The following is an 11,792-nucleotide window of genomic DNA, read 5'->3' as shown; positions in this document are numbered from 1 at the left end:
ATATAAATACCAATTGGCATGAGCATAGTTTTAATACATCAACGTTCAGATTTAGATAAATTTAAAAAGTTGCTTCAAGAAAAGCTACCCAACACTAAAATTGAACTATACGACGAAGTAGAAAATCCAGACAACGTAGAGTTTGCAATTAGTTGGAAACACCCTCACGGCATTTTTAAAGAATTTAAAAACCTAAAAGTTATTGCTAGTTTTGGTGCGGGTGTGTACCACATTTTAAGCGATAAAGAACTTCCCCAAGACCTTAAAATCACTAAAATTGTAAATGAGCAGCTTACCAAAGACATGTGCGACTTTGTGCTAATGCAATGTTTAAATTACCTAAGAAAGACGCCTTATTATTTTAAAAAACAAAAAATGAATAGGTGGGAACCTAAGCAATACAAAGCGCCAAAAGATGTACAGGTAGGCATTTTAGGTTTAGGAACACTTGGGAAAGCTGTTGCAGAAACTCTAGTTGCGCGAAATTTTAAGGTGAGCGGTTGGTCTAATTCAACAAAACAAATTGAAGGAGTAGAGAGTTTCTCAAAAAATCAATTAAGGGCTTTTTTAAAGAAAACCAATATTTTAGTTTGTCTTTTACCACTAACCGAAGAAACCAAAGGAATTTTAAACACAGCAATTTTTAGTCAAATGCCTAATAAGAGTTGCTTGATCAATGTAGCGCGTGGTCAACACCTCAATGAAAAAGACTTAAAGCAAGCTATTGAAAATGGTAAAATTGAAGCCGCTTTTTTAGATGTTTTTGCTGAAGAACCCTTACCAACTGAACATTGGTTTTGGAACAATGAAGCCATACACCTTACTCCACACATAGCAAGCGTGACTAAACCTACAGAAGTAGTTTCTCAACTTGCTGAGAATTATAAGAGGTTCAAAGTCAATAAGTCATTGAATTATGAAATTGATAAAGAAAAGGCCTATTAAAAATAATTGAATTTCCATTTTTTGGTAAGCCTAAAAGTCATATTTTTACTCGCCTGAATCATCATTTATTGTTGATAACAGAATTAGCTATGCAATCTAATACATCTTATCATTTTGAAATTTCAGAGCGCAAAATATTGCTGCGTTTAATAGATGTTTTAGTGGCCTGTATTGCTATATATACTGCTAGTGAATTTGGCGAAAACAATTATTTTAAAAATACCGAAAATTATGTGCAATGGTTTTTAATTATCGGGTTTTATTTTCTTTTGTTTGGCACCATTTTCGAAATGTACGATCTTCAAAAAGCAGAATCACGTTATAAGATATTTAAAAGCATAACATTAACGGTATCATTAAGTGTAGTTTGCTTTTTAATGACGCCTTTTTACACTCCACCCTTACCAGAAAATAGACTGCAGATTTTTTACTTTTTTGGCATATTGTTACTTACCATTACCATTTGGAGATTTGCCTATGTAGGACTTATTGCAGCTCCACGGTTTTACAAAAGAGTAATAATTGTGGGTGAAACATTTGATGTAAATTCTATTATTGATGAGCTTCAAAAAAAAGACCCCAACTACGAAATAGTCGGATATTTAGACACAGACGTAAATAACACTTATGTTTCAAATTGCTTAAGAATAGAGTTAGATAATTTTCAAGATGCCTTGGCAGAATTGAAAATTAGTGAAATTGTAGTTACCAATTCGCTTCAAGGTGTAGGATCAGAACTATACCAAAAGCTAATTCCTGTTCTCAAAAAAGGTTATCCAATAAAAGCCTATACTTCTGTTTATGAAGATATAACTGGAAAAATACCAGTAGAAAATGTTCGAAACGATTTTTATTGCTATTTCCCTTTCAGCCGAAGCAATCAAAATAAATTATACTTAAGTTTTACTAGACTTATGGATATTTTTATTTCATTAATTGGGTTAAGCTTTCTCTTACTTATCACTCCACTTATACTTATTTTCAATTTATTAGGAAATCGTGGACCGCTTTTGTACAGGCAAGAACGAGTTGGTAGAAACGGTAAATGTTTCAAAATTGTAAAGCTTAGGAGTATGGTTAAGGATGCAGAAACGAAGGGCGCACAATGGGCAATAAAAGATGACGTTCGCATAACTAAATTTGGAAAAATTCTTAGGAAATCAAGACTAGACGAAATCCCGCAGTTTATAAACGTATTAAAAGGCGACATGAGTTTTATAGGACCTCGTCCAGAAAGGCCGTTTTTTGTTGAAGAACTGAACAGAAAAATACCTTTTTACGAAATAAGACATGTGGTAAAGCCAGGACTAACAGGTTGGGCGCAAGTAAATGCAAGGTATGCATCTACTGAAGAAGATAGTTTAGAAAAACTTCAATACGATTTATATTATATTAAAAGAAGAAATGTATTCTTAGATTTGCGTATCTTTCTGAAAACAATGAGTACTGTAATCTTCTTTAGAGGACAATAAACTATAAAGTGTACAAATTTTTATTTTTCTGTGGAATGCTGTTTTTTGCAAATAATATTTTTGCTCAGGATTATACTACCCAAAAAATTCAAGAAATAGGTTTAATTGCAGATCGATTTGTAGGGGAAGATAAATTTGAAAATCTATTCTACATCAATAAAAACACACTCTTTAGAAAAAGTCAGGATAGAATAGTTGAGTATAAAGCACTTCAATTAGGAGACATAAGCAGTGTAGACTTACTCAATCCGTTACGAATTTCTGTGTTTTATAAAGATGCAAATACGGTTGTAATTTTAGACAACCGCCTAAACGAATTAAAACGAATTGCTTTTGATAGAATAGCTAATTTTAAAATGGTAGACTTTTGTACTACTGCAAACGATAAAAGTTTATGGATTTTTAATGCAGATACTCAAGAGCTAGAAATCTTTAATTACAACCAAGAAAAATCAGCGTTACAAACGCTTCCCATTTCTGAAAATATTATAAATCAAAAAAGCAACTTTAATTTTTGTTGGCTACAAACCGAAAATGGTTACAAACAATTTAATGTTTATGGCAGCTTAATTAAAGAAGTTGCCGTTAAGTTTGATGCGCTAGAGTTGTACAAAAACTACATTTTACTACTCAACAAAAAAGGAGATAGTTATTACTTTAATTATAAGAGTGAAGAGTTGAGCAATATAGAAATGCCTAAAATTGATTACAAACAAGCTCTCTTAAACAATGAAAAACTATATCTTTACGACGGAAAAAAGATTAATATCTATAAAATTACCCCTAATAACTAAATTGTATGCACGTAGCGATTGCTGGTAATATTGGAGCAGGAAAAACAACACTAACAAAGTTCTTAGCGAAACATTACAATTGGGAGCCTGAATTTGAAGACGTTCTGGAAAACCCATATTTGGAAGATTTCTATAACGAAATGTCTCGCTGGTCTTTCAATCTTCAAATTTATTTCTTGAACAGTCGCTTTCGTCAAATTTTAGAAATTCGAGAAAGTGGTAAAGATATTATTCAAGATCGAACCATTTACGAAGATGCCTATATTTTTGCTCCTAATTTACACGCAATGGGTTTGATGAGTAACCGTGATTACAAAAACTATAAATCGCTTTTCGATTTAATGGAATCAGTTACCAAAGCCCCAGATTTATTAATTTACTTGCGAAGCACAGTGCCTAATTTGGTTAACCAAATTCAAAAGCGTGGTAGAGATTACGAAAATTCAATTTCTATAGATTACCTCAATCGTCTAAACGAACGCTACGAAGCCTGGATACATGACTACAACAAAGGAAATTTACTTATAGTAGACGTAGATAATATGGATTTTGTTTCCAATCCGGAAGATTTAGGAAACATCATCAACAAAATCGATGCAGAAATTAACGGATTATTTTAGAAATTAATCTTCTTTAAAAAACTGTTTAATGTTGGGTTTAAAGTAATTGGGACCTTTTAAAACCTTTCCATCTTCACGATAAATAGGTTTGCCATTTTCCCCTAATTTGCTCATGTTACTATTCTGTATTTCATCAAAAATAGCTTCAATCTTTTCTTGCATGCCGTGTTCTATCATGGTGCCACATAAAATATACAGCATGTCTCCAAGTGCATCGGCTACTTCAACTATGTCATTCGCATTTGCAGCTGCAAGATATTCTTCATTTTCTTCTTTCATCAAGTTAAAACGTAACAAATTTTTGGCTTTACCTAAGCTTGCAATCGGTTTTTCGCTAACGCCTAATCCGTAAGTTTCATGAAATTTTTTAACGGCATCTAAAGGTTTATTTATCATTTTAAAATTACTTTTGTTTTAAATATCAAATATATGTTTTCTGAAGGACAATGGTGGTTTGCAGGTTTCTTTGTTGTTGCTTTTGTAATACTTATGATTTTTAGTTACAGAGGAGATAAAAAGCTACACAAAAAACAGTACAAAGGCAGTTTGAAAATACTGCTTGGCTTTGTTTTATTTGTTGTTTTTCTGTTTGCACTTAAAATTTTACTTAAAAATTAAAAGCACATTTTCTTGTTTTGTGATTTTTTTATTATTTTAGTAAAAATTTAAACATAAACTTATGAAAAGACAAGTAACAAAAATTTGTATGCTATTGGCTTTTGCTTTTGTGATGACATCTTGTTATACCTATACTTATAGTGTAGGAGACGGTGCACAAACTGGGGTTGAAGTAAAAAAGAAAAACCATTATCTAATTTACGGTTTGGCAAACATTAGTCAATCAGATCCTACCGAAATGGCTGGTGGAGCTGAAAATTATGATGTAACCATCACACATTCCTTTATCGATGGATTAATCAATAGTTTGACTTTTGGAATTTACAACCCAACAACTACAAAAGTTACCAAATAGCATTGTATACTTTTATAAATACTGATTCAGATTTCTAATCCGAATCAGTATTTTTTTTAATTTTATTTTATGAGAATTATCTATTTCATTGTAGCTATCATCCTATTTATTTATTCCGCTTCTCAGCTTTACAAATATGTACCTGATTATAGCATTATAACAAATTTCGGAAAAGGATTGGTGTGGGGAAGTGGTTTTTTATTTCTTTTGAGTATGCTTTTTTTCTACCTCAGTTTTAGAAAAAAGAAAAAATAATTTCTATACTACTTCTTTTCACTTCTCTTCTCACATAACAAAGGTGTTTGTTACCTTTGTACCCAAAAAGCAAGAAAAAAGAATGAATTACGCAAATAACATTATTGAAACCATAGGCAACACACCTTTGGTTAAAATGAATTCTATTGTAAACGAAATTGATGCTTTGGTTTTGGCTAAATACGAAACCTTTAATCCAGGAAATTCTACCAAAGACCGAATGGCTTTGCAAATGATTGAAGATGCTGAAGCAGATGGAAGGCTCAAACCAGGGGGAACCATAATTGAAGGAACTTCTGGAAACACTGGAATGGGCTTGGCATTAGTAGCTATTGTAAAAGGTTACAAAGTAATTTGCGTTTTAAGCGATAAACAGAGTAAGGAAAAAATGGATATCCTTAAAGCGGTTGGTTGCGAAGTGCATGTTTGCCCAACCGATGTTTCTCCAGACGACCCACAATCCTATTACTCTACTTCTAGACGTTTGGCTGAAGAAACGCCGAACTCTTGGTATGTAAACCAATATGATAATCCTTCAAATTGTAAAGCACATTTTAAAACTACTGGACCCGAAATTTGGGAACAAACCGATGGAAAAGTAACGCATTTTGTAGTAGGTGTTGGAACTGGCGGAACCATTTCTGGAGTGGGAAGCTACTTAAAATTGAAAAATCCGAATGTGAAAGTTTGGGGAATTGACACCTATGGATCGGTTTTTAAAAAATATCATGAAACAGGTGTTTTTGACGAAAAAGAAATCTATCCCTACGTTACCGAAGGCATCGGCGAAGATATTTTACCCTTAAATGTTCGATTTGAAGTTATTGATGGTTTCACCAAAGTAACCGATAAAGATGCTGCCGTTTATACACAAAAATTAGCCAAAGAAGAAGGCATGTTTTTAGGAAATTCTGCCGGTGCTGCTGTTAAAGGTCTTCTACAGTTAAAAGAACATTTTAAAAAAGATGATGTAGTGGTGGTTTTGTTTCACGACCACGGAAGTAGGTATGTTGGAAAAATGTACAACGACGACTGGATGAAGAAAATGGGATACTTGGAATAGTTTTTTGATCGACATTAAATTAGTGCGAAGTTTTCAACTTTGGAGCTTCTTGCTAAGCTGAATAAATATGAACCCTGCAAGGGTTTCAAACCCTTGCAGGGTTTTTCATTGATACTGCGAACTTGGCGTTGAAGCAGGTTCTTGGCTTCTCTAAACCTATTTCAAATTAAAATTCTGAAGTGAAATGAAAATGAATATTTGGATACTTAGATTGCGTCATTTGTAAAGAAAAAGACGAATCTGCCAAAAATACCAATTGACCTTGCTTGTCTTTGGCTAAATATTTTGCTTTAACGCGCTTAAAATCTGCAAATTCTTCGCTTTTTGCATCTTTAGGTTCAATCCAACAAGCTTTATGTACATTGATGTTTTCGTAGGAACATTTGGCGCCATATTCATGTTCGAGTCTATACTGAATGACTTCATATTGCAGCGCACCAACCGTCCCTATGATTTTTCTGCCGTTGAGTTCTAAGGTAAACAACTGTGCAACACCTTCGTCCATTAGCTGCTCGATGCCTTTGTACAACTGCTTACTTTTCATAGGATCGGCATTGTTAATATACCTAAAATGTTCAGGTGAAAAATTCGGTATTCCGCGGTAATTGAGTTCTTCGCCTTCGGTTAGGGTATCGCCAATTTTGAAGTTTCCTGTATCGTGCAAACCGACAATGTCTCCAGGAAACATTTCATCGACCACTTGTTTTTTTTCAGCAAAAAAAGCGTTTGGACTGGAAAACTTCAGGTTTTTTCCGTGACGAACGTGCAGGTAAGGTTTGTTGCGTTCAAATTTCCCAGAAACTACTTTTACGAAAGCCAGTCTGTCTCGATGCTTGGGATCCATATTGGCATGGATTTTAAAAACAAAGCCTGTAAATTGATCTTCGTCTGGTTTAACCAATCGCACATCACTTTCTTTGGTTCGGGGCGAAGGAGCTATTTCTACAAAGCAATCAAGTAGCTCACGGACTCCAAAATTATTTAAGGCTGAACCAAAAAAAACGGGTTGTAAATTTCCGTTTACGTAAGCTTCTTTGTTGAAATCGGGATAAACGCCTTGCGCCAACTCTAATTCTTCTCGTAAATTTTCTGCTGCATCCGTTCCGATTAATTCGTCCAATTGGGAAGTAGCAAGGTCGCTGATTTCTATGGTTTCTTCAATGTCTTTTTTAGGGTCGCCAGTAAATAAATTCACATTGCTTTCCCAAATATTGTAAATTCCTTTAAAGTCGTATCCCATACCGATAGGAAAACTTAAAGGAGTAACTTTTAGGTGAAGTTTTTGCTCAATTTCATCGAGTAACTCAAATGCATCTTTTCCTTCTCGATCCAATTTATTGATGAATACAATCATTGGAATTTTGCGCATTCTACAAACTTCTACTAGTTTTTCGGTTTGCTCTTCTACACCTTTTGCTACATCAATAACCACTATTACGCTGTCTACAGCCGTAAGCGTTCTAAAAGTATCTTCTGCAAAATCTTTGTGACCTGGCGTATCTAAAATATTTATCTTAATATTTTTGTATTCAAACCCAAGTACAGAAGTAGCTACCGAAATACCACGTTGGCGCTCAATTTCCATAAAGTCACTCGTGGCTCCTTTCTTTATTTTGTTACTCTTTACAGCTCCAGCTTCGTTAATAGCACCGCCAAAAAGCAGTAATTTTTCAGTTAAGGTTGTTTTACCAGCATCGGGGTGAGATACAATTCCGAAAGTTCTTCTTCGGTTAATTTCTTGCTTAAATTTCATGGCGGCAAAGGTAGTTAAAGTTAATAAAAATGTGGAAAGCTTAAGATGGGAAAAAATGATTGTATTGTAGAGCTTTTAATTAGGTAGCTTGAAGGTCTACTTTTACTGATGTACATTTCTTTTTCATAATTACTTTTTTTAGAAATTACATTAACAAATTGATTTTGAGCAACACTCACTTTTTGCTTACTTTTGCAAAAAAAAAGACTGTGGCAAAGATTGGTGATATAGACGTTGGAAATTTTCCTTTACTGCTTGCTCCCATGGAAGATGTAAGTGATCCGCCATTTCGTGCTTTGTGTAAAGAACAAGGCGCAGATGTGGTGTACACCGAGTTTATTTCTTCGGAAGGGTTAATTCGCGATGCGGCAAAAAGTGTAATTAAATTAGATATCTACGAAAAAGAACGTCCAGTAGGGATTCAAATTTTTGGAGCAAATTTAGATTCCATGTTGCGCTCAGTTGAAATTGTTGAGAAAACTAAGCCAGATATCATTGATATTAATTTTGGTTGTCCAGTTAAAAAAGTGGTTTCCAAAGGTGCTGGCGCTGGCATTTTAAAAGACATAGATTTAATGGTTTCTTTAACGGAAGCCATGGTGAAACACACCAACTTACCTATTACGGTAAAAACCCGTTTGGGGTGGGATCACGATTCTATAAAAATTGTAGAAGTAGCAGAACGCTTACAAGATGTAGGTTGCAAAGCCATTTCTATTCACGGTAGAACACGCGCACAAATGTATAAAGGCAATGCCGATTGGAATCCCATAGCCGAAGTGAAAAACAATCCTAGAATGCATATTCCGGTATTTGGAAATGGAGATGTAAACACTCCTGAACGTGCAGTAGAAATGCGGGATAAATTTGGTTTAGACGGAGCCATGATTGGTCGTGCAAGTATAGGCTATCCTTGGTTTTTTAGAGAAGTAAAACATTTTTTTGAAACCGGTGAGCACTTGCCACCACCCACCATGCAAGAACGCATAGAAGTTGCTAGAAGACATTTGCAAATGGCTATTGATTGGAAAGGCGAAAAACTAGGTGTTTTTGAAACCCGAAGACATTACACCAATTACTTTAAAGGAATTCCTGATTTTAAACCTTTTAGAACTAAAATGGTAACCTGCGATGATCCAGCAGATGTGTTTGCTACTTTTGATGAAGTTGAACAGCTTTTTGGTGATTATCAGTTTGAAAACGCACTCTAGTGTTTAATTATTTAAGCAAAATGTTAAACAAAAACCAATTCGTTTTTATTCAAAAGGATTCATTTTACATTTGATTTGAAATAAGTTTTGTTTAATTGCAACTATTACAGATATTTGCAGCAACTAACTAAATGATTAACTATGAAAGGACCATTATTTTATTCAAAAATTTTATTGTTTGGCGAATATGGTATTATCAAAGATTCTAAAGGTCTATCTATTCCTTACAATTTTTACAATGGAGCTTTAAAAATCGAAGAAGAATTAAGTGGTGTTGCAAAACAATCTAATAAAGAATTAGCCAATTTTTCAACTCATCTAGAAAAGCTTCAGAAAGAGCAATCCAAATTAGTGCAGTTTGATTTAGATGCTTTAAACGCAGATATAGCCCAAGGCATGTATTTTGACAGTAGCATTCCGCAAGGTTATGGCGTTGGAAGTAGCGGCGCTTTAGTAGCTGCTATTTACGATAAATATGCTTTCAATAAAATTACCGTTTTAGAAAACCTTGAAAAGCAAAAACTAACCACATTAAAAGGAATTTTTGCTGAAATGGAATCTTTTTTCCATGGAAAATCATCTGGTTTAGACCCGTTAAACTCCTATTTAAGCCTTCCTATTTTAATCAATTCTAAAGAAAATATTGAGCCTGCTGGAATTCCTTCACAAGCTCAAAATGGCAAAGGTGCCGTGTTTTTATTAGATAGTGGTATTGTTGGTGAAACTGCACCAATGGTAAATATATTTATGGAAAACATGAAGCAGGAAAGCTTCAAGAAAGTGATGAAAGATAAGTTTATTACAAGCACAAATGCGTGCGTAGATAATTTTTTATCTGGAGATTTTAAATCGCTTTACACTAACGTAAAAGAGCTTTCTCATGTGGTTTTAGATAACTTTAAACCAATGATTCCTAAACAATTTCACCAACTTTGGCAAAATGGAATCGATACCAACGCATACTATTTAAAATTATGTGGTTCTGGTGGTGGAGGTTATATTTTAGGTTTTACTGAAGATTTAGAAAAAGCTAAGAAAGCTTTGGAAGGTCATAAATTAGAAGTAGTTTACACTTTCTAAATTCATTTTACTTCATGTCACCTAAAAAACCCAATATATTTCTCAAATTATTGAGTTTGTTTGCGGTGGTTCGTGGTTACAATATTTTGGTAATAGTTGTTGCTCAATACTTGGCTTCTGTTTTTATCATTGCGCCCAATTATCTTTCGGCTAAAAAAATTGTTTTCGATGTTAATTTGTTTTTGATTGTAGTAAGTAGCGCGCTAGCTATTGCATCGGGATACATCATCAATAATTTTTACGATTCTGCCAAAGATTTAATCAATAGACCCAAAAAAACCTATTTGGAAAATATGGTGAGCCAACAAACCAAGTTGTCGCTTTACTTTATATTAAATTTTGCCTGCATTATTATTGCTAGCTCTATTTCGTTTAATGCAGTACTTTTCTTTTCGGCTTACATATTTGCTATCTGGTTGTATTCGCATCAATTAAAGCGCAATGTTTTTATCGGTAACATAACCGCTTCCATTTTAGCAGTTGTTCCTTTTTTTGCGGTGTTTATTTATTATCGAAATTTTGACCTGGTAATATTTGTCCATGCTTTGTTTTTGTTTTTGCTTATTAGCTTACGAGAACTTACAAAAGATATGCAAAATATTAAAGGAGATTTTGCGCAGAATTACCAAACTATTCCAGTAAAGTTTGGTAGTAAATTAGCCAAGCAAACAGCAAGTATATTGGTTTTGATGTCCAGTATTCCGGTAATTGTACTTTTAACAAAATTTGATTTGGGATACATGAACTATTATTTCATGCTCAGCTTAGTAGTCCTGCTTTTTTACTTAATTATGCTTTGGAAATCGGCTTCAAAATACCAGTATGTTTGGCTTCATAATTTGTTGAAATTCTTAATTGTATTGGGTGTTTTTTGCATTTTATTAATCGATGTAGACTTGGTTATCAAGCGATTTTTATAACTTTATGAACCAGTGTTTTAGTTTTAAGTTTTCTTAAAGACTTATTCTACTTAATTCCGTACTTTTGCGCTTTAAAAATATTTTGATGCGTAAAAGCATATTGTACATATTTGCTTTAATTAGCACATGTAGCTTCTCGCAAAAAGAAGATGTTACAGAAGATAAAATTGATTTTGGCTTTCGTTTTGGTTTATCTTTGTCTGATTTAATAACAAGTTCTAACAGTGTCGAGCCAAGACCAACATTTCTTGCTGGAATTCATGCGGAATATAAACTCAATTCAACTTGGTCTGTTCAGCCAGAATTGCTTTTTTCGAGAAAAGGAGAAATGTCTAGAAGCACAGATTCGCAATCTAGTTTAAGAGCAGAAAACCGATTGCTTTTAGATTATATAGAATTGCCAATTTTGGCAAGATATAGGTTAAAGAATAATATTTCTTTTGAAGCTGGACCTTACGTATCATATCTTGTTACAGCAAAAAAAGAAATTTTAGAAGGAACCAATTTTGAGTCTTCTAATTTTTATGATCTTATAGAAAAGTTTGATTCTGGATTAGCTATAGGTGCTACTTATCAAACCGAATGGAACTTTTTCTTAGGTTTTCGTTACTCGCGCGGTTTTATAAATGTTTCAAAAAATGCCAGCAGTATTTTAGAAGACCAATACAACGCTCAATTTCAAATGTATTTTGGGTATTCATTTTAA

At 33.6% G+C, this 11,792-nt stretch carries 13 protein-coding genes; 11 read left to right on the top strand and 2 right to left on the bottom strand.

The window, feature by feature from the left end; genetic code table 11:
- Positions 1 to 18 precede the first annotated feature (18 nt).
- The 4 genes from IEV72_RS11260 (at position 19) to IEV72_RS11245 (ending at position 3,831) form a co-directional block, all read left to right on the top strand.
- Complete coding sequence (locus IEV72_RS11260) at positions 19 to 945, top strand: 2-hydroxyacid dehydrogenase (protein WP_188459218.1); 927 nt, start codon at positions 19 to 21, stop codon at positions 943 to 945.
- An 89-nt stretch (positions 946 to 1,034) separates the two neighbouring features.
- On the top strand, positions 1,035 to 2,417 hold the full coding sequence (locus IEV72_RS11255) for a sugar transferase (RefSeq protein WP_188459217.1): 1,383 nt from the start codon (positions 1,035 to 1,037) through the stop codon (positions 2,415 to 2,417).
- An 8-nt stretch (positions 2,418 to 2,425) separates the two neighbouring features.
- Positions 2,426 to 3,211 (top strand): hypothetical protein, encoded by a 786-nt coding sequence (locus IEV72_RS11250; protein WP_188459216.1) that lies wholly within the window; start codon positions 2,426 to 2,428, stop codon positions 3,209 to 3,211.
- A 5-nt stretch (positions 3,212 to 3,216) separates the two neighbouring features.
- On the top strand, positions 3,217 to 3,831 hold the full coding sequence (locus IEV72_RS11245) for a deoxynucleoside kinase (protein ID WP_188459215.1): 615 nt from the start codon (positions 3,217 to 3,219) through the stop codon (positions 3,829 to 3,831).
- 3 nt (positions 3,832 to 3,834) lie between these two features.
- On the opposite strand, the gene IEV72_RS11240 is transcribed toward IEV72_RS11245, so the two are convergent.
- Positions 3,835 to 4,224, bottom strand: a complete 390-nt coding sequence (locus IEV72_RS11240) for a pyrophosphohydrolase domain-containing protein (RefSeq protein ID WP_188459263.1) — start codon at positions 4,222 to 4,224, stop codon at positions 3,835 to 3,837.
- Positions 4,225 to 4,260: 36 nt separating this feature from the next.
- Between IEV72_RS11240 and IEV72_RS11235 the strand changes: the two genes are divergently transcribed.
- The 3 genes from IEV72_RS11235 (at position 4,261) to IEV72_RS11225 (ending at position 6,122) form a co-directional block, all read left to right on the top strand.
- A complete protein-coding gene (locus tag IEV72_RS11235) occupies positions 4,261 to 4,449 on the top strand; it encodes a hypothetical protein (RefSeq protein ID WP_188459214.1) in 189 nt (62 codons plus the stop codon).
- Between the two features lie 61 nt (positions 4,450 to 4,510).
- Positions 4,511 to 4,804, top strand: coding sequence for a Bor family protein (locus IEV72_RS11230; RefSeq protein ID WP_188459213.1), 294 nt, complete (start codon positions 4,511 to 4,513; stop codon positions 4,802 to 4,804).
- A 337-nt stretch (positions 4,805 to 5,141) separates the two neighbouring features.
- A complete protein-coding gene (locus IEV72_RS11225) occupies positions 5,142 to 6,122 on the top strand; it encodes a PLP-dependent cysteine synthase family protein (protein WP_188459212.1) in 981 nt (326 codons plus the stop codon).
- A gap of 166 nt (positions 6,123 to 6,288) precedes the next feature.
- On the opposite strand, the gene IEV72_RS11220 is transcribed toward IEV72_RS11225, so the two are convergent.
- On the bottom strand, positions 6,289 to 7,875 hold the full coding sequence (locus tag IEV72_RS11220) for a peptide chain release factor 3 (RefSeq protein ID WP_188459211.1): 1,587 nt from the start codon (positions 7,873 to 7,875) through the stop codon (positions 6,289 to 6,291).
- A 209-nt stretch (positions 7,876 to 8,084) separates the two neighbouring features.
- Here IEV72_RS11220 and dusB point away from each other — a divergent pair, with 209 nt between their 5' ends.
- The 4 genes from dusB to IEV72_RS11200 all read left to right on the top strand — a co-directional run bounded on the left by dusB (position 8,085) and on the right by IEV72_RS11200 (position 11,792).
- Positions 8,085 to 9,086, top strand: a complete 1,002-nt coding sequence (gene dusB / locus IEV72_RS11215; RefSeq protein WP_188459210.1) for a tRNA dihydrouridine synthase DusB — start codon at positions 8,085 to 8,087, stop codon at positions 9,084 to 9,086.
- 141 nt (positions 9,087 to 9,227) lie between these two features.
- Positions 9,228 to 10,166 (top strand): mevalonate kinase family protein, encoded by a 939-nt coding sequence (locus IEV72_RS11210; RefSeq protein ID WP_188459209.1) that lies wholly within the window; start codon positions 9,228 to 9,230, stop codon positions 10,164 to 10,166.
- A gap of 14 nt (positions 10,167 to 10,180) precedes the next feature.
- Positions 10,181 to 11,086, top strand: coding sequence for a geranylgeranylglycerol-phosphate geranylgeranyltransferase (locus IEV72_RS11205; RefSeq protein WP_188459208.1), 906 nt, complete (start codon positions 10,181 to 10,183; stop codon positions 11,084 to 11,086).
- An 85-nt stretch (positions 11,087 to 11,171) separates the two neighbouring features.
- On the top strand, positions 11,172 to 11,792 hold the full coding sequence (locus tag IEV72_RS11200; RefSeq protein WP_188459207.1) for a porin family protein: 621 nt from the start codon (positions 11,172 to 11,174) through the stop codon (positions 11,790 to 11,792).

It is taken from the genome of Psychroflexus planctonicus (genome assembly GCF_014640195.1).
Classification (GTDB): Bacteria; Bacteroidota; Bacteroidia; order Flavobacteriales; family Flavobacteriaceae; genus Psychroflexus; species Psychroflexus planctonicus.
Note: the sequence above shows the minus strand (reverse complement) of the source record. Positions and strands in the feature narration are given on the sequence as shown.

Excerpts from the sequence above, each read along its gene's own strand:
- IEV72_RS11260 (WP_188459218.1), top strand. The coding sequence starts at position 19 with ATGAGCATAGTTTTAATACATCAACGTTCAGATTTAGATAAATTTAAA.
- IEV72_RS11255 (WP_188459217.1), top strand. The coding sequence starts at position 1,035 with ATGCAATCTAATACATCTTATCATTTTGAAATTTCAGAGCGCAAAATA.
- IEV72_RS11245 (WP_188459215.1), top strand. The coding sequence starts at position 3,217 with ATGCACGTAGCGATTGCTGGTAATATTGGAGCAGGAAAAACAACACTA.
- IEV72_RS11235 (WP_188459214.1), top strand. The coding sequence starts at position 4,261 with ATGTTTTCTGAAGGACAATGGTGGTTTGCAGGTTTCTTTGTTGTTGCT.
- IEV72_RS11230 (WP_188459213.1), top strand. The coding sequence starts at position 4,511 with ATGAAAAGACAAGTAACAAAAATTTGTATGCTATTGGCTTTTGCTTTT.
- IEV72_RS11225 (WP_188459212.1), top strand. The coding sequence starts at position 5,142 with ATGAATTACGCAAATAACATTATTGAAACCATAGGCAACACACCTTTG.
- IEV72_RS11220 (WP_188459211.1), bottom strand. The coding sequence starts at position 7,875 with ATGAAATTTAAGCAAGAAATTAACCGAAGAAGAACTTTCGGAATTGTA.
- IEV72_RS11210 (WP_188459209.1), top strand. The coding sequence starts at position 9,228 with ATGAAAGGACCATTATTTTATTCAAAAATTTTATTGTTTGGCGAATAT.
- IEV72_RS11205 (WP_188459208.1), top strand. The coding sequence starts at position 10,181 with ATGTCACCTAAAAAACCCAATATATTTCTCAAATTATTGAGTTTGTTT.
- IEV72_RS11200 (WP_188459207.1), top strand. The coding sequence starts at position 11,172 with ATGCGTAAAAGCATATTGTACATATTTGCTTTAATTAGCACATGTAGC.